The organism is Mycolicibacterium boenickei, from assembly GCF_010731295.1.
In the GTDB taxonomy this organism is placed as follows: Bacteria; Actinomycetota; Actinomycetes; order Mycobacteriales; family Mycobacteriaceae; genus Mycobacterium; species Mycobacterium boenickei.
The window spans coordinates 2760624-2785607 of sequence record NZ_AP022579.1 but is presented as its reverse complement, the minus strand read 5'-3'; the positions used below and the strand labels follow the sequence as shown (position 1 = coordinate 2785607).

Annotated in this window: 24 protein-coding genes; 10 read left to right on the top strand and 14 right to left on the bottom strand. The window is 67.0% G+C overall.

Annotation, left to right across the window (positions count from 1 at the left end; all coding sequences use genetic code 11):
* The first annotated feature begins 37 nt into the window (after positions 1-37).
* Positions 38-1615, top strand: a complete 1578-nt coding sequence (locus G6N57_RS13245; protein ID WP_077742905.1) for a SulP family inorganic anion transporter — start codon at positions 38-40, stop codon at positions 1613-1615.
* Here the strand turns inward: G6N57_RS13245 and G6N57_RS13240 are convergent.
* Both G6N57_RS13240 and G6N57_RS13235 read right to left on the bottom strand, forming a co-directional pair.
* Complete coding sequence (locus G6N57_RS13240; protein ID WP_077742904.1) at positions 1612-3942, bottom strand: arylsulfatase; 2331 nt, start codon at positions 3940-3942, stop codon at positions 1612-1614. The genes G6N57_RS13245 and G6N57_RS13240 overlap by 4 nt on opposite strands.
* A gap of 64 nt (positions 3943-4006) precedes the next feature.
* Complete coding sequence (locus G6N57_RS13235; protein WP_234815884.1) at positions 4007-5278, bottom strand: Glu/Leu/Phe/Val family dehydrogenase; 1272 nt, start codon at positions 5276-5278, stop codon at positions 4007-4009.
* Between the two features lie 239 nt (positions 5279-5517).
* Here G6N57_RS13235 and G6N57_RS13230 point away from each other — a divergent pair, with 239 nt between their 5' ends.
* Positions 5518-6507 carry a patatin-like phospholipase family protein gene (locus G6N57_RS13230; protein ID WP_077742903.1) on the top strand — a complete coding sequence of 330 codons (990 nt, stop codon included), beginning with the start codon at positions 5518-5520 and terminating at the stop codon, positions 6505-6507.
* Here the strand turns inward: G6N57_RS13230 and G6N57_RS13225 are convergent.
* Both G6N57_RS13225 and G6N57_RS13220 read right to left on the bottom strand, forming a co-directional pair.
* Positions 6504-7361, bottom strand: coding sequence for a patatin-like phospholipase family protein (locus G6N57_RS13225; RefSeq protein ID WP_077742902.1), 858 nt, complete (start codon positions 7359-7361; stop codon positions 6504-6506). The two genes, G6N57_RS13230 and G6N57_RS13225, sit on opposite strands and share 4 nt — an antisense overlap.
* A 35-nt stretch (positions 7362-7396) precedes the next feature.
* Positions 7397-8251: a class II glutamine amidotransferase gene (locus G6N57_RS13220; RefSeq protein ID WP_077742901.1), complete on the bottom strand. Its 855-nt coding sequence runs from the start codon at positions 8249-8251 to the stop codon at positions 7397-7399.
* An 83-nt stretch (positions 8252-8334) separates the two neighbouring features.
* On the opposite strand from G6N57_RS13220, the gene G6N57_RS13215 reads away from it, so the two are divergent.
* Entirely contained in the window at positions 8335-9378 is a 1044-nt protein-coding gene (locus G6N57_RS13215) for a zinc-binding dehydrogenase (RefSeq protein ID WP_097926493.1), read from the top strand.
* A gap of 67 nt (positions 9379-9445) precedes the next feature.
* Here the strand turns inward: G6N57_RS13215 and G6N57_RS13210 are convergent, their stop codons facing one another.
* Positions 9446-10495, bottom strand: a complete 1050-nt coding sequence (locus G6N57_RS13210) for an NAD(P)H-dependent amine dehydrogenase family protein (protein WP_077742899.1) — start codon at positions 10493-10495, stop codon at positions 9446-9448.
* 31 nt (positions 10496-10526) lie between these two features.
* Positions 10527-10667 (bottom strand): hypothetical protein, encoded by a 141-nt coding sequence (locus tag G6N57_RS13205; protein ID WP_097926492.1) that lies wholly within the window; start codon positions 10665-10667, stop codon positions 10527-10529.
* Positions 10668-10742: 75 nt separating this feature from the next.
* On the opposite strand from G6N57_RS13205, the gene G6N57_RS13200 reads away from it, so the two are divergent.
* Positions 10743-11126 (top strand): hypothetical protein, encoded by a 384-nt coding sequence (locus tag G6N57_RS13200; RefSeq protein WP_234815885.1) that lies wholly within the window; start codon positions 10743-10745, stop codon positions 11124-11126.
* Positions 11127-11141: 15 nt separating this feature from the next.
* Positions 11142-12332 (top strand): lipid-transfer protein, encoded by a 1191-nt coding sequence (locus tag G6N57_RS13195; RefSeq protein ID WP_077742897.1) that lies wholly within the window; start codon positions 11142-11144, stop codon positions 12330-12332.
* A gap of 73 nt (positions 12333-12405) precedes the next feature.
* Here G6N57_RS13195 and G6N57_RS13190 read toward each other — a convergent pair whose 3' ends face one another.
* Entirely contained in the window at positions 12406-13011 is a 606-nt protein-coding gene (locus G6N57_RS13190) for a TetR/AcrR family transcriptional regulator (RefSeq protein WP_077742896.1), read from the bottom strand.
* 62 nt (positions 13012-13073) lie between these two features.
* On the opposite strand from G6N57_RS13190, the gene G6N57_RS13185 reads away from it, so the two are divergent.
* The gene (locus tag G6N57_RS13185) at positions 13074-13907 is read left to right on the top strand and encodes an alpha/beta fold hydrolase (protein WP_077742895.1); all 834 of its coding nucleotides are present in this window, start codon (positions 13074-13076) and stop codon (positions 13905-13907) included.
* Here the strand turns inward: G6N57_RS13185 and G6N57_RS13180 are convergent.
* On the bottom strand, positions 13904-15526 hold the full coding sequence (locus tag G6N57_RS13180; RefSeq protein ID WP_077742894.1) for a fatty acid--CoA ligase: 1623 nt from the start codon (positions 15524-15526) through the stop codon (positions 13904-13906). The two genes, G6N57_RS13185 and G6N57_RS13180, sit on opposite strands and share 4 nt — an antisense overlap.
* A gap of 108 nt (positions 15527-15634) precedes the next feature.
* On the opposite strand from G6N57_RS13180, the gene G6N57_RS13175 reads away from it, so the two are divergent.
* Positions 15635-15946 (top strand): hypothetical protein, encoded by a 312-nt coding sequence (locus tag G6N57_RS13175; protein WP_077742893.1) that lies wholly within the window; start codon positions 15635-15637, stop codon positions 15944-15946.
* 3 nt (positions 15947-15949) lie between these two features.
* Here G6N57_RS13175 and G6N57_RS13170 read toward each other — a convergent pair whose 3' ends face one another.
* The 3 genes from G6N57_RS13170 to G6N57_RS13160 all read right to left on the bottom strand — a co-directional run bounded on the left by G6N57_RS13170 (position 15950) and on the right by G6N57_RS13160 (position 18181).
* Positions 15950-16267 (bottom strand): hypothetical protein, encoded by a 318-nt coding sequence (locus G6N57_RS13170; protein ID WP_077742892.1) that lies wholly within the window; start codon positions 16265-16267, stop codon positions 15950-15952.
* A gap of 132 nt (positions 16268-16399) precedes the next feature.
* Positions 16400-17755, bottom strand: coding sequence for a cation:dicarboxylate symporter family transporter (locus tag G6N57_RS13165; protein WP_077742891.1), 1356 nt, complete (start codon positions 17753-17755; stop codon positions 16400-16402).
* A gap of 156 nt (positions 17756-17911) precedes the next feature.
* On the bottom strand, positions 17912-18181 hold the full coding sequence (locus tag G6N57_RS13160) for a hypothetical protein (RefSeq protein ID WP_077742890.1): 270 nt from the start codon (positions 18179-18181) through the stop codon (positions 17912-17914).
* A 184-nt stretch (positions 18182-18365) separates the two neighbouring features.
* Between G6N57_RS13160 and G6N57_RS13155 the strand changes: the two genes are divergently transcribed.
* Together G6N57_RS13155 and G6N57_RS13150 are read left to right on the top strand one after the other, a co-directional pair.
* The gene (locus tag G6N57_RS13155) at positions 18366-19922 is read left to right on the top strand and encodes a sensor histidine kinase (RefSeq protein ID WP_077742889.1); all 1557 of its coding nucleotides are present in this window, start codon (positions 18366-18368) and stop codon (positions 19920-19922) included.
* Positions 19923-20049: 127 nt separating this feature from the next.
* Positions 20050-20745 carry a response regulator gene (locus G6N57_RS13150; RefSeq protein ID WP_077742888.1) on the top strand — a complete coding sequence of 232 codons (696 nt, stop codon included), beginning with the start codon at positions 20050-20052 and terminating at the stop codon, positions 20743-20745.
* Between the two features lies 1 nt (position 20746).
* Here the strand turns inward: G6N57_RS13150 and G6N57_RS13145 are convergent, their stop codons facing one another.
* Together G6N57_RS13145 and G6N57_RS13140 are read right to left on the bottom strand one after the other, a co-directional pair.
* The gene (locus G6N57_RS13145; protein WP_077743249.1) at positions 20747-21838 is read right to left on the bottom strand and encodes an MmpL3/TtfA transport complex stabilizer; all 1092 of its coding nucleotides are present in this window, start codon (positions 21836-21838) and stop codon (positions 20747-20749) included.
* Between the two features lie 463 nt (positions 21839-22301).
* Positions 22302-23141, bottom strand: coding sequence for a peptidoglycan recognition protein family protein (locus G6N57_RS13140; RefSeq protein WP_077742887.1), 840 nt, complete (start codon positions 23139-23141; stop codon positions 22302-22304).
* Positions 23142-23383: 242 nt separating this feature from the next.
* Between G6N57_RS13140 and G6N57_RS13135 the strand changes: the two genes are divergently transcribed.
* The gene (locus tag G6N57_RS13135) at positions 23384-24085 is read left to right on the top strand and encodes a DUF3060 domain-containing protein (protein ID WP_077743248.1); all 702 of its coding nucleotides are present in this window, start codon (positions 23384-23386) and stop codon (positions 24083-24085) included.
* On the opposite strand, the gene G6N57_RS13130 is transcribed toward G6N57_RS13135, so the two are convergent.
* The gene (locus G6N57_RS13130) at positions 24058-24957 is read right to left on the bottom strand and encodes an alpha/beta fold hydrolase (protein WP_162564007.1); all 900 of its coding nucleotides are present in this window, start codon (positions 24955-24957) and stop codon (positions 24058-24060) included. The genes G6N57_RS13135 and G6N57_RS13130 overlap by 28 nt on opposite strands.
* Positions 24958-24984 lie beyond the last annotated feature (27 nt).

The following is a 24984-nucleotide window of genomic DNA, read 5'->3' as shown; positions in this document are numbered from 1 at the left end:
TCCCACGATTGCGTGCGTCGTGGGCGATACTTCGAATGTGCGTGTGCCGGGAATCCTTCCGTATCAGCGGGTGTGGTTACGCGCCGACGTAGTCGCCGGTCTGGCTGCCGGTGCGGTGATCATTCCGCAGGCCATGGCCTACGCGACCGTGGCGCACATGCCGGTCCAGTTCGGTTTGTACACCTGCATGCTGCCGTTGGTGATCTACGCGTTCATCGGTGGATCACGCACCACCAGCGTCACCACCACGTCGACGATCGCCACGCTGAGCGCCTCGACGATGGTCGGTGCGGGGATCGCCGCCGGCTCACCGGATGCGCAGGCCCATCTGATCACCTTGACGCTGCTGGTCGGCGCATTCCTGTTGGTTGCGCGGCTCTTGCGGCTCGGTGCGATCATCGAGAACATCAACGAGGCGACGCTGCTCGGACTCAAGGCCGGCGTCGGCCTGACGGTAGCGGCCGCACAGGTACCCAAACTCTTTGGTGTGGAAGATAATCCGCATGCCACCGGCTTCTTCCACATCCTGTGGTCGGTGCTGCGCCAGCTCGGTCACGCGAACGTCCCCACCGTGCTGCTGTCCATCGTCACCATCGCGCTGCTCCTGCTGATCGGCAAGTTCGCGCCGCTGGTGCCCGGTCCGCTGATCGTGGTGGCGCTGGGAATCGCGCTGGCGGCCTTCGGCGGGCTGCCGTCGATGGGCGTGGCGTTGATTCCCGAGGTGCCGCAAGGCATTCCGCTACCTGCACTGCCCGCTCTCGACCATGTCGGGCACCTGATTCCCGGTGCGCTGGCCATCGCGATGATGGCGTTTCTGGAGACCGTCGCGGTGGCGCGTGGGGTTCGCCGGCCCGATGAGCCACAGATCGACGCCGACCGCGAGTTGTCCGCCAACGGCATTGCCGCAGTGGTGGGTTCGTTCTTCCACACGCTGCCGCCGGCCGGCGGGTTCTCCCAGACCGGGATGAACCTGCGCACCGGGGCCCGGTCTCAGGTCTGCGGTCTGGTGACCGCGGCGCTGGCTGTGCTGGTCGCGGTGTTCCTGGCACCGGCGCTCTCGAAGCTGCCGCAGGCCACGCTCGGCGCGATGGTGCTGGTCGCGGTGCTCGGATTGATCGACATCGGCGCCCTGCGGCGGTTGTACAGGTTCGACAAACTGGAATTCAGCCTGGCAGCGATCGTCGGGGTGTTCGGCCTGACCGTCGGTCTGCTGCCGGCCGTCGCCGGCGGCGTCCTGCTCACCCTGTACTTCGTACTGCGGGAAGCCAATCGGGCTCACGTCGTTCAGGTCAGCGTCGAACCGCTGGTGCTGCGGTTCGACCTCGGCCTGTACACCGCAAACCTGCGCGCCAACGTCGACGCGGTGCTCACGAAGGTCGCCGCGGCCGAACCGCGTCCCGGCGTGGTGATCCTCGATCTGTCCCGGTTGCCCTGGCTGACCTCCACGATCCTCGACGGCCTGCGGGATCTGGAGACCGAGCTCGACGGTGTCGAAGTCCGCTACACCGGTCTGCGCGACGACCTGCACCAGATGGCGAAACGCTGGCCGTGGTGGCAGGAGGTGGAGAGCCAGCACCGATACTTCGACACCGTCGACGAGGCCGCTGTCGGTTAGTCTCGCGACATTGCCGCGGCGAAGTGCCGTTCCACGTCGATGTAGGCGTCGTCGGCCACGTCGAATACCACCTTGACGATGCGGCCGCCGGTGTAGTCGAAGCGGCCGCTGTAGTCGGTGGTCACCGGATCAGAGCTGTCGCAACCGATGCACAGACCTTCACCACACAGCGCATAGTGGCCCGACATCGTCCGGATCTCCTTGCTGTCTGACGCGACCTCGTCGACGTACAGCGTTGCGGTGCCGTGCGATTCGCCGTGTTCGCCCATCCGCTCTTTGGCGAAATCGACGCCGATGATGTGCCGCCCGGCCGCAGGTAGGGGCGCCTCCAGCACCTGCATCGGCGCGATGCCCAGGAAGTTGTTGACGTAGCGGACCTTGCCGTCCTTGACGTACAACGCATGCCCGCCGAACCGTGAACCTTGGGCGAAGATCACGCCCTGCGTCCCGGCCTCGACCACAACGTCGGCCAGCACCTTGAACGACACCGCGTGCGTGTTGGCCGCCGACCGCTCCGGGATCGGACTGGTACCCGGGTAGTAGACGTATTGGCCACTGGGTGACACCGGGACCTGGAATTCCAGTGCGAGGAACTTCTTCAGGTCCTCACCGCGGGTGCCGTAGTCGTTGAGCGGCAACACATTATTGGCCTTTGCCTCGCGCATCCACAGGTCCGCCAGCTCGGCAACCTTATCCGGATGCTGGTCGGCGAGGTCATGGGCTTCGGCGCGGTCGATGTCGGTGTGGAACAGCTCCCAGCGGTCGTTGTCGAAGTTGCTCATGCCGCTGGTCGGCCCGTGTTCGGTCACCGCTTTCCAGCCCTTGTGCCAGATGCCACGCTGGCCGTGCATCTCGAAGTACTGCGTCTCCTTGCTCGTCGGCGCGTCGGCGTCGTCGAACGAGTACCGCATCGACACTCCCGAAAGTGGGTGCTGCTGTACCCCGTTAACGACATCGGGCATCGGGACACCGCAGCATTCCAGGATCGTCGGCACGATATCGGTGCAGTGATGGTATTGGTCGCGTACCTCGCCGCGGGACTTGATGCCCTTGGGCCAGCTGATCACCAGCGGATCGCACACCCCGCCCTGATACGTGTACCGCTTGAACATCTTGTACGGCGTCGAGAACGCCACCGCCCACCCGGTCGGGTAGTGGTTATAAGTATTCGGGGTACCCAATTCGTCAATAAGGGCGAGGTTCTCGTCCATGTCGTCGGGCCAGCCGTTGAAGAACTTGTTCTCGTTGACCGAGCCATTCGGGCTGCCCTCCCCCGACGCCCCGTTATCGGCAGCGTAAATGATCAGGGTGTTGTCGAGCTGCCCGGACTCTTCGAGATAGTCGATGATCCGACCGACCTGGGCGTCGGTGTACTCGGAGAACCCGGCGAAGACCTCAGCCATGCGGGAGAACAGCCGCTTCTCGTCCACGCTCAACGAGTCCCATGGCCGTACCGAATCGCCTTCGGAGAACGTGCCGGGCGGCATCGGGTTGAGCGGCGTCAGTTCGGTGCCCTCGGGCAGGATTCCGCGCTCGATCATGCGCGGCAGGACCCACTCCCGGTAGGCCTCGTAGCCGTCGTCGAACATTCCCTTGTACTTGTCGATGTAGTCCTTGGGGGCGTGGTGCGGGGCATGATTGGCACCGGGGCAGAACCACAGGTACCACGGCTTGTTCGGCTCGGTCTGCCGCGAATCCTGCAGAAACGCAATGGCCTTGTCGGCAAGGTCCTTCGACAGGTGGTAGCCGTCCTCCGGCCCGTAGGGCTGGTCGATGTAGTGGTTATCCTCAGCCAGCGACGGGAACCATTGGTTGGTCTCGCCGCCGATGAACCCGTAGAACCGGTCGAAGCCTTGCGCCAGCGGCCATTCCTTCTTGGAACCGCCGGCGGTCCAGGCGTCGATCGGTACGTTGTGATTCTTGCCGACCCAGTAGGTGCCGTAGCCGGCATCGCGCAGCACGGTAGCGATCGTGGCGTTGGACGGCGGGATGTGCGAGCAGTAGCCAGGGAAGCCCGACGCCGCCTCTGAGATCGAGGCGAACCCGTTGAGGTGGTGATTGCGGCCGGTCAGGAAGGTCGAGCGGGTCGGCGAGCACAACGCCGTGGTGTGCCACTGGCTGTACGTCAATCCGTTGGCGGCAAGCCGATCCAGCGTCGGCATGTTCACCCGGCCGCCGTAGGTCGACCAGGACGCACAGCCCGTGTCGTCGTAGAGCACCACCAACACATTGGGCGCACCATCGGGCGCCGGCTTGGCGGTGAAAGCGCTCCAGTCGGGTGTCGAATCGCGGATATCGAGGTTGATGGTGCCGTTGAACTCAGCCATGGCACCCAGTGTTGTCGATCCCGTTTCGCGGATCCATCGGAATGGCCGTATGCGGATCGCGACCTTACGGGTAGAGCCCGCGTAGCCGGCCGGCGTGGGCGACACGTTCGACGGCCAGGCAGGTCGCGGCGGCACGCAGCGGTCGCCGGAGTTTGTCGGCGTGGGCGCTCACCTGCTCCCAGGCGGTCAGCATGCGTTCGGCCAGCCGCGCCTCGACTTCGTCGGCACCCCACCAGTAGGCCTGATTGGCCTGCACCCATTCGAAGTAGGAGACGATGACGCCGCCGGCATTGGCCAAGATGTCGGGAACCACCAGTGTCCCAGCGTCATTGAGCTGACGATCCGCCTCCGGGGTCGTGGGCCCGTTGGCTCCCTCGACGACGACGGTGGCCTTGACCTGCCCTGCATTGCCGCCGTGGATCACCCCTTCGACGGCGGCGGGAACCAGGAGGTCGACCTCGGCTGCGAGCAGGTCTTCGTTGCTGATCGCGTTGGCTTCCGCGAAGCCGAGCACCGACCCGGTGTCGTCTACGTGACGCGCCAGGGCCGCGATGTCGAGGCCGGTATCGGCGCTGACCGCGCCGTACTGGTCGGATACCGCGACGACGCGGACGCCGGCCTCGTCGAGGAAACGTGCCGCGTGCCCACCGACCTTCCCGAAGCCCTGCACTGCGGCGGTGGCACCCTGGGGTTTGATGCCACGCGACCGCAGCGCGGCCAGTGCGACGTGCACGACCCCGCGCGATGTCGATGTGGCGCGGCCCAGCGAACCGCCGAGACTCACCGGCTTTCCGGTGGTGACACCGAGAACGGTGTGCCCCTGCTGGGCCGAATAGGTGTCCATCATCCAGGCCATGGTCTGTTCGTCGGTCCCGACATCGGGTGCGGGGATGTCATGGTCCGGCCCGATCAGTGGACTGATCTCGCTGGTGTAGCGACGGGTGATCCGCTCGAGTTCGCCGCGGCTGTACCGGCGGGGATCGACGCGGATCCCTCCTTTGGCGCCGCCGTAGGGCACATCGAGCAGGGCGCACTTCCATGTCATCCACATCGCCAGGGCCCGCACCTCGTCGAGCGTGACGTCGGCGGAATAGCGCAGGCCGCCCTTCGCCGGGCCACGAGAGACGTTGTGCTGTACGCGATGTCCGATGAACAGTTCCAGCTCACCGGAATCTCGGTGCAACGGCACGGCGACGGTGAGCTCGCGGCGGGGGTTGGCCAGCAGTTCGTACATCCCGTCGTCGTAGCCCAGGATCGTGACAGCATCGCGCAGTTGGGCACGTGCGTCGTCGAACGGGTGGGCGATCTCGGCCGCGGTGTGTTCGATCGTGGTCAAAAAATTCTCCCCTTGTTGGTTGACCGATGCCGGGATCTGCGCAGCCCGCGAATATTCGACGGTGCATCCGGGTCGGCGGCGCGGGCCGGCCCGAAATGTCCTTGTACCGATGCTAATTGGCATCATCGCCGGGCGGCGGATGCAGAGCTGGTCTCAAACCATGTTCTAAGACTTGCCGACGCCAGGGGCTTCGGGGGCGAGGTGGCGACCATCTCCCCCACGTGCTTCACAATGGAGTTATGCGTGTTGCTCTGGCCCTCGGCAGTGGTGGGGCTCGCGGCTACGCGCACATCGGGGTGATCAACGAGCTGCACGACCGCGGTTACGAGGTCGTCGGTGTATCCGGATCATCGATGGGTGCGCTGGTCGGCGGGTTGCATGCGGCCGGCAAGCTCGACGAGTTCGCCGACTGGGCACGGACTTTGACTCAACGGGCGGTGTTGCGGCTGTTGGATCCGTCGATCACCGCGGCAGGCATCCTGCGTGCGGAGAAGATTCTCGACGCGGTCCGCGAGATCATCGGCGAGGCCACGATCGAGGGGTTGCCCATCCCCTACACGGCCGTCGCGACCGACCTGATCGCCGGAAAGTCGGTCTGGCTGCAGCGCGGCCCGCTGGACTCGGCGATCCGGGCGTCGATCGCCATCCCCGGCGTGATCGCGCCGCACGTCCTCAACGGCAGGCTGCTCGGCGATGGCGGCATTCTCGACCCGCTGCCGATGGCGCCGATCGCCGCGGTCAACGCGGACCTCACCATCGCGGTCAGCCTGTCCGGCGGGGACCCTGGCACCGCGCCCACCCCCGAGGATCCGGAGCGACGGCCCACCACCGAATGGCTCAACCGCATGATGCGCAGCACGTCGGCGGTGCTGGACACGGCGTCGGTGCGGGCCATGCTGGATCGACCGACGGCCCGCGCGGTGCTGAGCCGGTTCGGGGCGTCGCTCCCGGCCGAGGACACCCTCGATCCCGAGGACGACCCGGCCGACGATCCGGATGCGCCCGAAATACCGGAGCCGGCCGAGGTGCCGAAGCTGGGCAGCTTCGAGGTGATGAACCGCACGATCGATATCGCGCAGGCCGCGCTGGCCCGGCATACGCTCGCCGCCTACCCGCCCGACCTGCTGATCGAGGTGCCGCGCACCGCGTGCCGGAGCCTGGAATTCCATCGCGCCGCCGAGGTGATCGAGGTGGGGCGGGAACTGACCGCCCGCACGCTCGACGGCTAGCGCTTCAGGAACTCGGCGACCTCGGCTGCGACCCGCCGGCCCTGCGCCCGACCGGCCTGCGCCGAGGGCACCCGGCAGTCCGGGTCGAGCGGGTTCGTGCCGAAGGCGGCCAGAGCGTCGTCGTCGGCGAAGATTCCCAGCGACCGTCCGTCGAAGCCGTCGACCTCCTGCGCCGCGCCGGTACCGAACGGCGACGGCGTCGCCCGGCCCTGCGGCACCAAGGCCACCGCGGTGTCGCAGTCGGCGGCCAGCACCATGTTGACCGCACTGCCGATGCCGCCGTCCATGAACCGGCGGCCGCCGATCGTCACGACCGGCCACACCGCGGGCACCGCGCAGCTGGCAGCGACGGCGTCGACCAGCGACACCCCGGAGTTGCGGTCCAGCGTCACCAGCTCGCCGGTGTCGATGTCGACGGCCGAGATCCGCAGGTCCCGGTCGGGCCAGTCGTGCGAGGGCAGGCGCGCCTCGATCACCTTGCGCCGGACCTCCGGGTCGATGGTGGCGGTGTCGAGCGCCACGGCACCGATTCTCTGCAGCTTCTGCGCCTTGGTGGTGTTGGGTGTCAGCACGGCCTTGACGAACAGGTCGGTGACGGTGTCGATACTCGTCCCGGGATCGAGTTCGGCCGATTCGGGGCCCACCTGTCGCTCGAACAGCTCCTCCAGCCGCAGCCCGCTTCCGAGCTGAGCGGACACCGTCGAACCCGCCGACGTACCCACCAGCACGTCGGAGGCGAGCAGTGCGTCGGCGGTTTCGGGAGATTCGTCGGCGATGCCCTGCAGGATGCCGGTCTCCCAGGCAATGCCCGCGATACCGCCACCGGCGAGGACCAGTGCACGTTTGGAAGTCACGAAGGTCGAGTGTGCCAGGGCGCCTGAAGCGGCAGCTAGGCGTGCTGCGATGCGGCGGCCTGAGCGGACAGGTCATCGCGGTGCAGGAGGTGGCGCGGCGGGTCCGGAAACGCGACCCGGGTGCCGATCCGCAGGTCCGCGTCGACGTGCACCAGCTCGCCGGGGGCGAGGGGCCGCCAGTTCTCGCCGTCCATCGGTTCGCTGGCGAACACCACCGACGGCTGCGACGTCAGGTGCTCGGATTCGGCGCGGATCCGGGCGCTGCGCAGGCGCAGGCGCCGCTGATCGGGGTGTCGGCGGTCGAGCACGTAGAGGTCGTGGGTGTCCGGGTAGCGCAGGGCCCACATGTCGGTGGCCGTGCTGAGCAGCAGGTTGACTGCGTAGAGAGGGACATTGTCGGCCAACCACCCAACGGCGTCGACGATGCCCGCGCCCACATCTGCGTCGTGCGCGCGCACGGCCGCGGTGATGAGAGCGAAGACCCGTTCGGAGTCGGTCTGGCCTTTGACGAGATCCGCCACTCCGAGTTCGCGCAGCCGTTCGTCGAGCGCGTCCAGACCTTCGACGACGCCGTTGTGCGCGAAGATCCGGTCACCCTGGAGAAAGGGATGGGTGTTCGCCACATCGAGCGCCCCGGTCGAGGCGTAGCGGACGTGCGCGATGAAGGTCGTCGCGGTGACATCGTGTGCCTCGGTGGCGAATTCGGAGTCCTGCCACGCTGCCACCGGCTCCTTGTACAGTGCTGCGACGCCGTCGGCACCGAATACGCCCAGGCCGGTGCCGTCCGGGTTGCGCCGGCTCTGTTCGGCGAGGTTGTCGGGGGCATCCAGCAGCCAGAAAGTCGCCGGAAGCAGTCGGCGCCCGGCGTGCAGACCGAACAATCGGCACATGACCTCAGCGCACCCGATGAAGTGCCATGATTTCCGATAGTAGCCGGGCAGCCGCAACGAAGGGGGAAGCCATGACATCCGATCTGGGGCCGACCATGCGGGCGGAGCGCTTCTATGCCGACACCAAAAAGGTTGTGGTGGAAGATGTTCCGATTCCCAAACCGGGCCCGGGTGAGGTGCTGGTCAAGGTCGCGTTCTGCGGGATCTGCCATTCCGACCTGAGCCTGATCAACGGCACCTTCCCGGCCCAGGCCCCGGTGGTCACCCAGGGCCATGAGGCGTCGGGCACCATCGCCAAGCTCGGCCCGGGCGTCACGGGTTGGGCCGAGGGCGACCGCGTGATCGTCGCGGCCGGACGCCCCTGCATGGAATGCCCCAACTGCGGCCGCGGCGATATCGCCAACTGCATGCGAATCCGGTTGATGGCGTTCGCCTATGACGGGGCGTGGGCCGAATACACTCTGGCTCAGGCGGTCGGGCTCACCCGGGTGCCGGACAACGTGCCGCTGGAGCAGGCCGCGATCCTCGCCGATGCGGTGTCGACGCCGTACGGCGCGGTGGTGCGCACAGGCAAGGTCGGCATCGGCGAGTCGGTCGGAGTATGGGGTCTGGGTGGCGTCGGCACCCACATCGCGCAACTGGCCAGGCTGGTGGGCGCGGTACCGGTGGTGGCCGTCGACATCAAACCTGAGGTGCTGGAGCGCGCCTTGGAGCTCGGTGCCGACTACGCGTTCGACGCCGGTGACGAGCGGTTGGGCGAGAAGATCGCCGACGTCACCGGCGGCCGCGGGCTGGACGTCGCGTTCGACGCGGTGGGGCTCAAGTCGACGTTCGAGCAGGCGCTGGGCCAGCTGACCGTCGGCGGCCGGCTGGTCGCGGTCGGGATGAGTGCCCAGGAACCGACCATCGGCCCGACGTCGATGTTCGGCCTGACCCAGAAGCAGGTGCTCGGCCATCTCGGGTACCAGAACGTCGACATCTCCACGCTGGCGACGCTGGTGTCACTGGGCCGTTTGGATCTGTCCCGTTCGATCAGTGAGATCGTGTCGCTGGAAGACATCGCCCTCGGCATCGACAAGTTGGAGCGCCAGGAGGGTAATCCGATCCGGATCCTGGTGCGGCCCTGAGGTCGACGGACGCCGAGTGTCGGCTTGTGTTCTAGATTTTCGCAATATCTCGACCACAAGCCAACACTCACCGCAACTTCGGCGCAGCCTTCCCGCTGATCAACGGCAGATCCGGGTAGGTCACCACACCGGGTGCGGCGGCACACACCGCGGGCACCGAGTTGACGCAGTGCGCCGCGGTGGCGACGACGCCGGACTCCGGGCCCTCCTCGCCGGCCTCGGACTGGAACCCCTTGATGATGACGGTGAAGTCCGGGTTGCCCCTGACCTCCATCTCGTAGCGCTGCCCGGCCGGCCCGAAAGTCCATGCGGGGTCCAGGTTTTCCTCGCCCATCAGCCAGTTCACCGTGACCCGCACGACGGGTTCGCCGTCGACGAGGGCCTCCCAGTGGAACTTGCGGCCGGCGACCTGGCCGGGTTCGATCACGCCGATCGGCGAGTCGATGGGCGCGGTGGCCACCGCGATCTCCTGGGTGGCGCGGATCCGCGGATCGATCTTGAACCCGACGTGATCCACGACCATCTTGACGGCCTGGATGAAGCCGCCGTCGAGCATCTTCTGCATGGGGCCGCTCAGCGCGGTATCCGGGGTGCCGCCGAAGCCCATCACGTGGCGCACCACGTCCGGGGCATCGTAGGTGCGCAGGTCGGAAAACTCCTCGGCGCGAACGAAGTTCACCCCGGTGGCCATCGCGGACAACACCAGTGGGAACTTCTCGCTGATCCCGCCCGGGGCGATGCCGGTGCCGTGCAGCGTGGCATTGCCCTCCAGCGCGGCGGCCCGCATCGGTGCGGCCTGCTTCTCGCTGGGGTACAGCCAGCCGACGGGGGTGATCACGTTCTTGCCCGAGCGCAGCAGCGCCGCGACCTCGTCGGGGTTGGGGATGAGCGGCGAGTAGATCACCGCGTCCGCGTCCAGTGCGAGGATCTCCTCGGTGCTGTTGGTGGCCGCGACCCCGAGCGGCTCGGAGCCGATGATCTCGCCGACGTCCTTGCCGTTCTTGGCGTCGGAGTACACCCGGCAGCCGACGAGTTCGAGGTCGGGATGTTCGAGCACGCCCTTGATCGCGGCCACGCCGACCCCACCCGTTGCCCACTGCACGACTTTGAGCGCCACAGACCCCCCTCGAGGAGAATTAGAACACGTTCTACTTCAGGTCTACACCACCGTCGTCGTCAGCGGAAGCACGATCTCGCCGCGCCACGTACGAGATGACGAGCACCACCAGGACCGCGGGCAGAAACGCGGGCACGGTCAGCAGCAGGGAATGGTCGGCGAGGTAGGTCATGCCCTTTGGACGAGGCACGGACCGCGGATGTGACTGTCACATCCGCACCCCCTATCCCGTCTGACGGGTATGCAGATGAAATTCATTCAGTTCACCGTCGTGGTGGCGTCGTTGAGCATGCTGGTCACCGGGGTGTGGATGCGGATCGACCCGGCGTCGTTCGCGCAGTGGGCCAACTGGCCCAATCACGTGCACTTTCTGCACGACGCGGGCGTGTTCCAGATCGGGATCGCCGTGACGCTGCTGTTCGCGCTCTGGTGGCGCGACGTGATCGCCGTGGTGCTGACGGGATTCCTGGTCGCCAACACCCTGCACGCGGTCAACCACTTCCTGGACCGCGACGGCGGCAATCCGTCGGACTGGTGGCAGCTCGGAGTGTTCTCGCTACTGGCCGCGGCAGCGCTGGCGGTGCGGCTGCGCCAACTCCAGTTGAAGATGGTTGCCCGGATTTCGCGATGAAGTATGTTCCGTCGTATGGCTAACAAAGTGTTCGTCGTCGGTGTGGGGATGACGAAATTCGAGAAACCAGGGCGTCGCGAGGGTTGGGACTACCCGGACATGGCGCGCGAATCCGGCACCAAGGCGCTCGAGGACGCGGGCATCTCGTACGACCAGGTTCAGCAGGGCTACGTCGGGTACTGCTCGGGTGATTCCACCTCGGGCCAGCGCGCGCTCTACGAGCTGGGCATGACCGGCATCCCGATCGTCAACGTCAACAACAACTGTTCCACCGGTTCGACCGCGCTTTACCTTGCCGCACAGGCGATTCGCGGTGGCCTGGCCGACTGCACGATCGCGCTGGGCTTCGAGAAGATGCAGCCCGGCTCGCTTCAGGCGGGTGCGCAGGATCGCGAATCTCCGCTGGGCAAGCATGTCAAGGCGCTGGCCGAGATCGATGAGTTTGCCTTCCCCGTCGCACCGTGGATGTTCGGCGCGGCCGGCCGCGAGCACATGAAGAAGTACGGCACCACCGCCGAACACTTCGCGAAGATCGGTTACAAGAACCACAAGCATTCGGTGAACAACCCGTATGCGCAGTTCCAGGACGAGTACACCCTCGACGACATCCTGGCCGCCAAGATGATCTCCGATCCGCTGACCAAGCTGCAGTGCTCCCCCACCTCGGACGGGTCGGGCGCGGCGATCGTGGCCAGCGAGGCATTCGTCGACAAGCACGGGCTGGCCGGCCAGGCCGTCGAGATCGTCGGGCAGGCCATGACCACCGACTTCGCCTCGACATTCGACGGCAGCGCCGCCAACATCATCGGGTACGACATGAATGTCCAAGCCGCACAGCAGGTTTACGCGCAGTCCGGCCTCGGACCCGAAGACTTCCAGGTCATCGAGCTGCATGACTGCTTCTCCGCCAACGAACTGCTGCTGTACGAAGCCCTTGGCCTGTGCGGCGAGGGTGAGGCGCCGCGGCTGATCGACAACAACGACACCACCTACGGCGGTCGCTGGGTGGTCAACCCGTCCGGCGGGCTGATCTCCAAGGGCCACCCGCTGGGTGCGACGGGCCTGGCCCAGTGCTCCGAGCTGACCTGGCAGTTGCGCGGCACCGCCGACAAGCGTCAGGTCGACGGCGTCAACGCAGCGCTGCAGCACAACATCGGCCTGGGCGGCGCGGCCGTCGTGACGGCCTACCAGCGCGCCGAGCGTTAGTCGCCTACCCCGCGAAACGGCATTCCAGCAGGCTTGTTCTCGAACTTTTCCTGCTGGAATGCCATTTCGGCGCTCAGGGAGTCAACATCGCATCGATCAGGCGGCGTAGCACCTGCCTGATCTCGCGGCGGGCCTTCTTCGGGTCCTCGGCGGTGGCGATCGCCATGGCCGCCTCGTCGAGGGCACCGATCAGTACGTGCGCCAACGCCCGCACCGGCTGCTTCGCGAGCTGGCCCGCCTTGATCGCCTCGGCCAGCAGCTGCTCGGTCATGCCGAGGCTATAGCGCTGGGCGACATCGCGGAATCCGGCCCAACCGAGCACGCTCGGGGCATCGAGCAGGATGAGCTGCCGCACCTCGGGATCACCTGACACCTCCAGCCAGGCATCGACCGCGGCCCGGATCGCGTCGGCCGGAGTCGCCGCGCCCGATGACGCCACCTCTGTCGCCAGCCGGGCCATCACGTCCTGTTCGACGACCTCCACCACAGCCAGGAAAAGCGCTGCCTTGTCGGCGAATTGGTGGTACATCGCGCCCCGGGTCACCCCGGCGGCAGTGGCGATCTCGGGGGTGCCCACCTCGGCATAGCCGCGTTCGCCCCACAGCTGCCGGGCAGCCGAGATCAACGCCTCGCGGGTCGCCGCGGAACGCTCTTCCTGAGTACGTCTCTTGTTTTCCATACACCCTGTTGGTAAGTTACCGGCAGACTGTTCGTAAATGTGTATCGAGCCGGGAGTCATCCATGTCGATCATTGAGATTAACGCCGGAACCATCCATTACGAGGAATTCGGGCCAACCGACGGCAGGCCGGTCGTCTTCGTCCACGGCTACCTGATGGGCGGGCAGCTGTGGCGGCAGGTGAGCGCTCGCCTGGCCACCCACGGCCTCCGCTGCATCGTCCCGACCTGGCCGCTGGGCGCGCACCCCGAACCACTGCGGCCCGGCGCCGACCGGAGCATCCGCGGTGTTGCCGGTATCGTCGCCGACACTCTGGCCGCACTGGACCTGCAGGACGTCGTCCTGGTCGGAAATGACACGGGCGGCGTGGTCACACAGCTGGTGGCGGTGCACCACCCGGAGCGGCTCGGCGCTCTGGTACTGACGAGTTGCGATGCGTTCGAACACTTTCCGCCGCCGATCCTGAAGCCGGTGATCCTTGGCGCGCAGTCCAAGGCGCTGTTCCGGGCGGGAGCGCAGGCAATGCGGATACCCCTCGTGCGCCGCCGGGCTTTCGACGGCCTCGCCCACTCCAACATCGACGCACTCACCCGCGAGTGGGTGCGCACCGCGCTGTCGAATCCCGCCATCGCCGAGGATCTCCGGCAGTTCACGTTGTCGTTGCGCACCGAGGTCACCACCGGGGTGGCCGCGCGGCTACCCGAATTCGACAAGCCCACGCTCATCGCGTGGTCGGCCGATGACGTGTTCTTCGAAGTCGGCGACGGCGAACGGCTGGCACGGATCATCCCCCAGGCCCGCCTTGAGGTGATCGACGGCGCCCGCACGTTCTCCATGGTCGACCGGCCGGACCGGCTGGCCGATCTGCTGTCGACGATCGCGGTGCCGGCGAACTAGAGAGTGATGACCTCGTAGGCACCGTCGGCGTGCCGGGCCCGGATGGTCTTCTTGTCGTACTTGCCCACGCTGGTCCGCGGCACCTGTTCGATGAATGTCCAGCGTTCGGGAAGCCACCAACGAACCACCTTGTCCGCCAGGAACTCCCGTAGTTCAGCTGGTTCCGCTGAGGCGCCTTCTTCGAGCACGACGACGGCCAGCGGGCGTTCCTGCCACCGCTCGTCGGGCACCCCGACCACGGCGGCCTCCAGCACCGCCGGGTGGGCGATCAGGTGGTTCTCCAGCTCGACCGACGAGATCCACTCACCGCCGGACTTGATGACGTCCTTGGCCCGGTCGGTCAGCGTCACATAGCCCTGCCGGTCGATCGTGCCGACGTCCCCGGTGCGCAGCCAGCCGGTGTCGAACTTCTCGGCGTCGCGGTCCAGGTAGTAGGACCCGGTGATCCACGGCCCGCGCACCTCCAGTTCGCCCACCGCGTCACCGTCGGCGGGCAGAGGCGCACCTTCGTCGTCGACGACGCGCACTTCCACGCCGCACATGGGCCGGCCCTGGCTGACCCGCATCTGCCAGGCACGGTCCTCGGTCACCCCGGGCAGCGGTTTGGCGACCGTGGCCAGCGGCGAGGTTTCGGTCATCCCCCAGGCCTGCTGGATGTGCACGCCGTACCGCTCCTGGAACGTCTTCATCAGCGACAGCGGCACCGCCGAACCACCGCACGCGACCAGCCGCAGGGACGAAACGTCGTGTCCCGGCTCTTTTTCCAGCCGGTGCATGACGTCGTTCCAGATGGTCGGCACCGCACCGGCAAGCGTGGGACGCTGCGACTCGATCAGGTCGATCAACGAGGCACCGTCCATGAACCGGTCGGGCATCACCAGGTTGGCGCCGGCCATCAGGGCCGCATACGGCAGCCCCCACGCGTTGGCGTGGAACATCGGCACGATGGGCAGCACCGAGTCACCGCAGCTGACGTCGAGCGCGTTGGCCGTGCAGGTGTTCAACGCGTGCAGGTAGCTCGACCGGTGGCTGTACACCACGCCCTTCGGGTTTCCGGTGGTGCCGCTGGTGTAACACATTGCCGCCGCGTCGTTTTCGTCGATCTCGGGCCAGTCGAACTCGGCGGGTTGGGCGGCCAGCAGCTCGTCCCAGCGCAGCACGGTCTTTCCGGTCAGGGCGCTGATATCGCCGTCGCCGACGACGATCACGGTGTGCACGGTGTCCAGCAACGGCAGCACGGGGGCCAACAGGGGCACCAGGGAGGCGTCGGCGATCACCACGCTGTCGGCGGCCTCGTTGGCGATGTAGGCGATCTGCTCCGGGGACAGCCGGATGTTCAGGGTGTGCAGCACCGCGCCCATCGAAGGCACGGCGAGGTAGGCGGCGAGATGCTCGGTGTTGTTCCACATGAACGTGCCGATCCGCTGATCACCGTCGACCCCGAGCCCACGCAGGGCGTGCGCCAGTCGGGCCGCCTGCCCGCCCAGCTCGCGGTAACTGATCGTGCGGTAGCGGCCCTGGCCGCAGGCGGTGGTCACGGTCCGGTCCCCGTTGACCCCGCAGGCATGTCGCAGGATCGCGGTGATCGTCAACGGCCAGTTCTGCATCGTGCTCTTCACGGGCGCGATGGTATGCGCTCGCCGGTCGGTACCGGCGGGAACGATTCGAATTCCCCGGACGATGTATGTAGGGGAAGATGGACCGGTAACGACGGAAGGACGTGTCCGATGCGCGCGAAATGGCCGCTGGCAGCAGTCGGCGTGGCGGTAATGGGCGTGATCGGCGGGTCGACGGCGATCGCCTCGGCTGAGGAATCCGCCCAGGACACGATCAACCGCCTGCAGTCCGAGGGGTACACCGTCACGATCGACAAGATCGGCACCGCGCCGCTGGAGCAGTGCACGGTCACCAGCGTGCGCAACCCGCAGCAGGTCAGCCAGTTGGTGCCGTATGTCGGGCCGGGCCTCGGCGGCGACCGGATCCTGGTTCCGTCGATCACCAGCCGCACCGTGTCGGTGTCCCTCAACTGCCAGCGCTGAGGCTCACTTCGAACAGTCCAGCGACACCGTGATGGTGCGCCGCACCACGACGGGTACGAGGTCGAATTCCTTCGCGCCGTTCTTGCCGAACCGCTCGACCCGGATCAGCCGGGTCTGGGTCTGTGGGTTCCGAATGCTGGTGACGGTGCACTGCTCGAGTGGGGCGCTGCCCACCCGATCGATGTTGACGTAGAAGCCTTCGGCCTCCAGCAGTCCGATGGTCTCGATCGCCGAGTCGGCAGACGCCGATCCGGCGGGCGCCAATATGGTTCCCAATGCCGCCGCCCCCGACGCGGCCACCATGATGATCGATGCGTACATGGCCGTGTCTTCTTTCGTACTCCCGCATACACCTTTTCGGTGATGTCCTGCCCCTTGTTACGGGCCAGGACGGGAAGAAGTTCAACGCACAAGGCCCGGCCGGGTGCACCGGCCGGGCCTTCGCGCCACCCGTCAGGCGTGAGCGGGTTCCGGGGTACGGTCGGCGTGGTCGTCGACCATGGTGAGTTCGTCGAACGGATCGTCACCGCGCAGCACCGCATCGACCTTCGCCTTGTCCACCGTGTGGGTCCACGAGCCGACGAGCAGGGTGGCCACCGCATTGCCGGAGAAGTTGGTCACCGCGCGGGCTTCGGACATGAACCGGTCGATCCCGACGATCAGGCCGACCCCGTCGAGCAGGTCCGGGCGATGCGCCTGCAGGCCGCCGGCCAGCGTGGCCAATCCGGCGCCGGTCACACCCGCGGCTCCCTTCGACGCGACGATCATGAACACCAGCAGGCCGACCTGTTGCCCGACGGACATCGGGGCGTGCAGCGCGTCGGCGATGAACAAGGCCGCCATGGTCAGGTAGATCGCCGTGCCGTCGAGGTTGAACGAATATCCGGTCGGCACAACGACACCCACGGTGCTGCGGTCGACGCCCAGGTGCTCCATCTTCGCGATCAGCCGCGGCAGCGCCGACTCCGACGACGACGTCGAGAAGATCAGCAGGTATTCGCGGGCCAGGTACCGGACCAGCTTGAAGATGGACACTCCTGACACGGCGCGCAGCAATACGCCGAGCACGCCGAACACGAACACCACACAGGTCACATAGAAGCCCAGCATCAGGGTCAGCAGCTGGGTGACGGCCGTCCAGCCGGTCTGCCCGACGACGTTGGCGATCGCGCCGAAGGCACCGATCGGCGCCAGCCACAGGATCATGATCAGCACCTTGAAGACGAGCTTCTGCAGGTGCTCGATGCCACGCAGGATCGGTTCGCCGGAGCTGCCCATCCCCTGCAGCGCGAACCCCACGAGCAGCGCGACGAACAGGGCCTGGAGCACGCTTCCGGCGGTCAGAGCCGAGAACAGCGTGTCCGGGATGATGCCCTGGACGAAGTCCATGAGCCCACCCGCCTCGTGTGCCTTCTCCGCGAGTTCGGCGCCCTTGCCCGCCGAGGTCTCCGACAGGTGCATGCCGCTACCCGGGTGGATCAGGTTGCCGACCACCAGACCGATCGCCAGCGCGATCGTCGACATGGCCAGGAAGTACCCGAAGGCCAGGCCACCGACCTTGCCGACGGTGGCGGCCTTGCGCACCGAGCCGATCCCCAGAACGATCGTGCAGAAGATGATCGGCGAGATCATCATCTTGATCAGGGCGACGAACATGGTGCCTAGCACGCCGACGCTCTTGCCGACCTCGGGTGCCACGAGTCCGACCACCACGCCGACGACGACGGCCGCGATGACCGCGATGTAGAGCCAGTGCGTCCGGTCGCGACGCGGACGCACCTCCGGTTGTGGCTCAGCGGTGACGCTCATCGGTACAACCTCCAGTTCGGTCCGGCTCGGCGGGAATGCGCTCTACAAGCACTGTCGACCATAGGGTGAGCCACGTCACGTTTTAGTTCATTGTGTTCACGCAGCGAGTCGGCCCCGAGGAGAGCAGTGTCGGGGCCGACGCGGGGACCGCTCTGCTCAGATACCGGTGCAGAGCGAGACGAACGGGATCGGCGCGCAGATGCCCACCGAGAAGTAGGGCGTGATGTCGCCGTTCCAGGCCGGCGGCGGGGGCGGCGGAGGCGGCGGCAGCGGGGCCGCCACGCACGAGTTGGTGGGCGGATCGAACACGGTGCCCGGGCCGCATTCGGCAGCGGCACCGCGCGCCGGGGAAATCGCCGTCACGACTGCCAGTGACGCCACCGCGGTGATGAAAATTGTTGTCAGGCGATGAATCGTGCAGCTCATCGCAGGTCTCCCTTGGATCTACCCTCGACCCTGCTTATGGTCAGATTCTACGACTCCGCGCCCTCCGATAGCAGTCCCGAATTGACGGTCGCGAAGGTTGCAGGACCGCCGGCGCGAACCCGCTACCAGCGGATATCCGGGCCACTATGTTGAGAGGTCATTGCCTTCTCAATCGGGAGGTGTTGTGACGCGTTGGTGGCGACGGTTCTCGGGACGGGCCTGGCCTCGCTCGCTCGCCGGGCAGGCCATCGCACTGCAGGTCCTCGTGGTCGCGGTGGTGGTGCTGGCCGGCACCGCACTGGCCCTGCTCGACGCCCGCCGCGACGGCGAGGATGCCGCCCGCCAGCAGGTGATCGGGATCGCGACGGCCCTGGCGGATTCCCCTTCGACCGCACAGGCCATCGAATCGCGCACTGCGACACAGGTTTTGCAGCCGGTGACCGAGGCCGTGCGCACCAGCACCGACATCGCGTTCATCACGATCATGGCGCCGGACGGAATCCGGTTCACCCACACCGATCCCAGCCAGATCGGCGGTCACTACCTCGGCACGGTTGAGCCCGCGTTGCACGGCGAGACGTTCAGCGAGGTCTACACCGGGACGCTGGGTCCGTCGGTGCGCGCGGTCGCACCGGTACGTGGCCGCGACGGAGACGTCGTGGGCCTGGTGTCGGCCGGGATCACCCAGCAGACGCTGGGGCAGCGCTGGCGTGCGCAGATTCCGGAAATCGTCGCGATAACCGCTGCCGCACTCGCAGTTTCACTGGTCGGGGTGTGGGTCATCCGGCGCCGGCTGTTGCGCCAGACCCGGGGTCTGCGCCCCGACGAGCTGCGGGTGATGTACGACCACCACGACGCGATCCTGCATTCGGTGTCCGAGGGGCTGATCGTGCTCGATCGGGACGGGGTGGCGGTGGCCAACGATGAGGCACGCCGGCTGCTGGGCCTGGCGGCCGGGCCGGTGCGGGTGCGGGATCTGCCGGAGTTCCTGCGCAGCGCCGATCCCGGGGTGCGCGACGAACTGCATGTCACCGCGGACCGGCTGCTGGTGGTCAACCGGGCCCGGGTCGCCGGCTCAGGATCAGAGGTCGTCACGATCCGCGACCGCACCGAATTACAGGGCGCCCTGGGCGAACTCAGCTCGCTGCAGGTGCTGGCCGACTCGTTGCGGGCGCAGGCGCACGAGTCGGCGAACAAGTTGCACACCGTGATCACCATGGTCGAGATGGGCCGGCCCGAGGACGCGGTCCGATTCGCCACCAGTGAGTTGGAGCTGTCGCAACGTCTGGTGGACCGGCTTTCGCTGGCCGTCGGCGAACCCGCCCTGGTGGCCCTGCTGCTCGGCAAGACCGCTCAGGCCGACGAACGCGGGATCACCCTCACGGTCACCGAGGACACCGAGTTGTCGGCCGATGCCGCGCTCACCGGGCAGGAGATGGTGACCGTGCTGGGTAATCTGATCGACAATGCGATGGATGCCTGTGACCGCGAGGATCCGTGGGTCGAGGTCACGGTCACTCAGGACGATGACGAGTTGTTGATCCGGGTGGCCGACAGCGGACCCGGAATGGATCCGTCCACGTTCGAAAAGGCCATGCAGCGTGGATATTCGACGAAGTCCGATGCGTCCGGCCACGGCCTGGGTCTGGCCCTGGTCGCGCAGACGGTCAAACGACACGGCGGGACACTGCACACCGATGTCACGTACGGATCGGTCGTCACAGCAACGGTACCGCGATGAGCGCTTGCGCGAAGACCAGAGGACACCGATGAGCGCTTGCGCGAAGAGCAGAGGACACCGATGAGCGCTTGCGCGAAGACCAGAGGACACCGATGAGCGCTTGCGCGAAGACCAGAGGACACAGCCGATGATTCATGTCCTCATCGTCGAAGACGATCCGTTGATCGCCGAGGCCCATCAGGCCTATCTCGGTCGCCTGGAAGGATTTTCGGTGGCAGCGGTGGCACACACCGCGCGCGATGCGATGCGGGCGGCGGCTGCGGCGTCCTCGTCCGGACAGCCCGTCGATCTGGTGCTGCTGGACATCGGGTTGCCCGATGCCAGCGGAATCTCGTTGGCATCGGGTCTTTCCGGGCTGCGGCCGGCACCCGACATCATCGCGATCACGTCCGAGCGCGACCTGGAGATGGTGCGGGCGGCAGTGGCCCACGGCGCCCTGGCCTACCTGCTCAAGCCGTTCACCTTCGCCGCATTTCGTGATCGGCTGGAGCGCTACCGACGCTACCGGTCGGCGCTGCCGTCGGGAACCGATGCGGCCAGCCAGGCCGAGGTCGACCGGGCGTTGGCCGAATTACGGGTCGCCTCAGGAGAAGCCGCCAAGTCTTCGGCGAAAGGTGCCGCGCCGCAGACCACCGAGGAGATCGCTGTCGCGGTGCGCGATGATCCCGACGGGCTGACCGCCGATGAGGCGGCCAAACAAGTCGGGGTGTCCCGGGTGACGGCGTGGCGCTACCTGGAACGTCTGGCCGACGACGGCGTCGTCACCCGCACCACGGAGTACGGCAAGGCCGGGCGGCCGCGCACCCGCTACCGGTGGCGGTGAATCAGAGACCGGCCGGCTCGAGGGCGGGCAGCCGGTGCATCTCGACCTCGTCGACCGAGACCAGCTGCGAGTACAGGGACTCGGCGACGTCGAACACGTTGACCTGGCCGGCGTAGTCGGCGATGTACAGCCTGGTGCCGTTCTCCCCCACGGCGACTGCAGCGGGCTGTGCGTGCACGTCGACGCTGCCCTGGATCTGGCTGGTCAGCGCGCACCACACGATGACCCGGTCGTAGTCGACCAGGTAGGCACGGGTGGCGTCGGAGCTCAGCACCAGCTGGGTGGGCGCTCCGCCGACCTCGACGGCGTCCACCACGGTGCCGGCGGACAGGTCGACGGTGTGCACCACGCCGCGGTGCTCAAGGTCGGAGGTCAGCACGTAGGCGACGCCGTCGCCGACCGCGATGTCGCGGATCGGGGCACCGATCCACACGGTGGCCTGCGCCTGGGCGGTTTCGGTGTTGACGACGACCAGCCGGCTGCCGCGGAAGTCGGAGGTGGCGACGTACAGACGCTTGCCGGTCGAGTCGATCTCAAGGGCGTCCAGGTTGACCCCGGTGCCGGTGGCGATGTCGATGGTGCCGACGCGCTCGGCGGTGGTGTCGATGACGGCGATGTCGATGCGCTCATTACCGGCGCGGCCGGCGAACACGCGCTTGCCGTCCGGGCTGATGGCCAGCGCGGTGACGCTGAAGGCCAGCGGGTATTCGTTGAGCACCGCGCCGGTGATGGTGTCGACCGTCACGATCGCGTCATGCCCGGGGGTGGAAACGCTCACGTAGGCGCGGTCGTCGGCGACGACGACGGCGAACGGGTCTCCTGCAAGGCGGACCGAACCCACCACACCCATGGTGTGGGGGTTGATCACGGTGACGCTCTGCGCTGCGGTGTTGGTGACCACCACGGTGTCGCGGTCGGGGTCGACGGCGATGTCACCGATCGGCCCGCGGCCGATCTCGGCCAGGCCGGCCACGTCGATGTCATCGAGCGCACCGTCGAGTGCGACGCTGCGGGCAGACGTATCGTCGATGGCGCGGTCATCGCGGCCGGGGCGCAGCGCGTCAGTCAGCGCGCGCAGGAAGTTGTTTGCCATCGTCATCGGCACCTCCGCCGGCAAGGCTTACACCGGCTCTAGATTCCAGGTCGATCTGCGCCGGGAGTGGCGCGGTTGCATTGAGTCTAGCGACGAAACCGACAGGTCCTGAACGAGTTCACAGCGAATTGGTGACCGCCGCCAACACTCTCTCAGAATGCGCTTAGGAAATTCTTCGTTATCGACTCGTTACCTTTTGGTCGCATTTGATTAAATGCCTGTTACCAGGGACTTCTCAGCATCTGTTAGACGTGTCGCATTTCACGGTCAGCGTGGCTGCCAATAGCAATTCTTACCATCTCCGGCAAAAGTGAGCGGTAGATCACACTGCGACACGCCAGCAAACTTTCCGGACCGTCAACGCCCGGAGGCCGGCAGAAACCGCGGATATGTGTTACGGCTGTGAAAGATGAGCCGTTTCGGATCGCGAGTTCGCTGCCCGCAGCAACCCACCCGACACCGGTTAGAGCCGAAGCGCGGCTGCGGTGGCCGGGCCGACGATGCCGTCGACCTTGAGCCCACGGGTGCGGCGCTGGAATTCCTTGACGGCCGCCTCGGTCTGCGGACCGAACACGCCGTCGATCTCAAGGTCCCCCGCATACGCCGCGTAGGCGCCCTTGAGCCTGCGCTGCAACCGGGCGACCTCAGGGCCCTCCATGGGCCGGAACAGCAGGGTGTCGGTGTATTGGCCCACCGGCACCGGCGGCCGGGGCGTGGGCGCCGGATTCGCGACATCGCCGATCTGCGCCTGGATGTCGGCGCGCAGGATATCCATGTCGATGGCGCCCGGATCCCACTTTCCTTGTGCGCGGCCCGCGTACTCCTTGTGGCCGATGGTGCGTTCTGAGGTCTGCGCCAGCCGGCGGTTGATCGCAGCGCAACACCGCACCAGCGCGAAATACTGTGCGTCAGGCCAGTTCTTGCGATGCGGCGCAGTCGGACTGGTGCCGCTGTTGGCGCACTCGATGCCGATCATGTGCCAGTTGCCCATGTTCGTCGGTAGCCACGGATACTGGCCGACCCCGGCATGCCACGCCACCCCGACCGCCACCACGGTCACCGTGCCGTCGCGGGCGATGTGGAGCTGCGACAACGGGCCGGGCAGATCCGGGCGGCCGTTGGCGATCGACGCCGCCGTCGCCGCGTCCGAGCCGGTGTGGTGCGCCATCACGCCGCGGATGTCCTTGAAATCCCCATGGCCCCGGGTACGCCAGCCGGGATACTCGACGAGGTCGATACCTTCCGCCCGAAGCACATCGGCGAGCCAGACCGGGTCGCCGGTCCATCTTCCTGTCTGAGGCACTGAGATTCTTCTCCTTGGGCAGCAACCATCTGTGAGTACCAGGCTACGCGCGGCCACCGACATCGCCCCGACTGCCGTTCAACGGTCAGACTGGTTATGTATCAATGATTTTGCTCGTGGATACCTCACCTGCAGGCGGACGGTGCATACCGTTCGCGCTCGCCGCAGTCAGCAAATGGTCTGGCGTGCCGGCACGCACGCATTCCTCCCGCATCTGCGGTCGGATGTGCGAGCATCTGCGCATGGACCCGAAGGACGACCCCGAGGCGCGCATCCGGGAACTCGAGCGCCCACTCGCCGAGGCCGCCCGTACGTCGGAACTCAGCGCCGGGAGCTCCGCCGATCCGCCCCCGACCCAGCCCTGGACCTATCCCACCTCGTTCCCACCGCCGCCCCCTGGACCGCCTGCGCCGTGGCCGGGCTACGAGCCGTATCCGGCACCGCCACCGCCACCGCCACAACGCCGCAGCGGCAGCCCGCACCTGTTCCTGGTGTTCGGCGGATTCGCGCTGGCCCTGGTGGTCGGCGGACTCGTGACGGCCTACCTGACTTTCAGCAAGACCGATACCGGCGACACCGCCACCGGCACGGTCACCGACAGCCAGTCGACGACCATCCGGCAGACCACGATCAACGGCGTGCCGGTCCCGGGATCCGTTGCACCGACCCAGGTTCCGGCGGGCGAAACCGTGATCGTCTCAGGGATCAACGAGCACCGGACCGTCGAGTGCCGGGACAACACCGTGATCGTCAGCGGCATCCAGAACGAGTTGGAGATCACGGGCCACTGCACCGCAGTGACGGTGTCCGGCATCGAGAACGTCATCACCGTCGAATCCTCCGAGACCATCGGGGTATCCGGATTCGACAACCGGGTCACCTACCGTGCCGGGGAGCCCGAGGTGAGCAAGTCGGGTCAGTCCAACGTGGTCGAGCAGGGCTGACCGGAGTCCGCGGCGGGCTGCGCGAACCCGAGGAATTCGCCCAGCAGCGCGACCAGCGGTGCCGGATTGTCTTCGGGCACCCAGGCGTAGGAGTCGTCGACGTACTCGAGTGTGGCCCGTGGCAGCGTCTCGGCCAGCCGTCGCGCGCCCTGGGCGGGAAAGTACCGTTCCTCGCGCGGCCAGACCACCAGCGCGGGCCGGTCGTACTCGGCCAGCCGGGGCGAGTACTCCGCCAGGTACGCCGGTGACAGTTCGCCGAGAAAGCGCCGGAAATCGTTCCGCACCAACGGATCACTGCGTAGCGGCCGGAGATACTCGGCCATGATGTCGGCAGGAATCGGGCGTTTGGTCGCGCCGCCGTAGGTGATCCGGAGCCGTTGCAGCGGTTTCAGCCCGATGATCTTCGACTGCAACAACCCGGCCCCGGGAAGTGAGGTGAGCCGGGCCAGCACCTTGACCGGCCACGGATCGGAGTCGAAGGCGTTGGTGGCGACGAGCACCAGCGACTCGACCCGCTGCGGATGGCACGCGGCGACCACCTGGGCGATGTCGCCGCCGTAGCCGTTGCCGATCAGTACCGCCTGCTCGATACCGAGCGCGTCGAGCAGATCGACCACGGTCCGGGCCAGGCCGGGCAGGGTGAGATCGGCGCCCGGCACCGCCGGGGTGTGCGACCCAAGGGCCAGATCAGGTGCGATACAACGGATCTGGCCACCGAATTGGCCGGCCAGACCGGCGGCCACGTGACGCCACACCAGTCCGTTGGCGACCAGGCCGTGCAGCAGCACGACGGGCCGGCCGCTGCCGAGTTCACGTACGCCGACCTGACCGCAGGGCAGCTGGACCAAGCTCCGGGAGCTGAGCACGTTCATCTTCGGAGTCCTCTCCGCCGCGAGCAT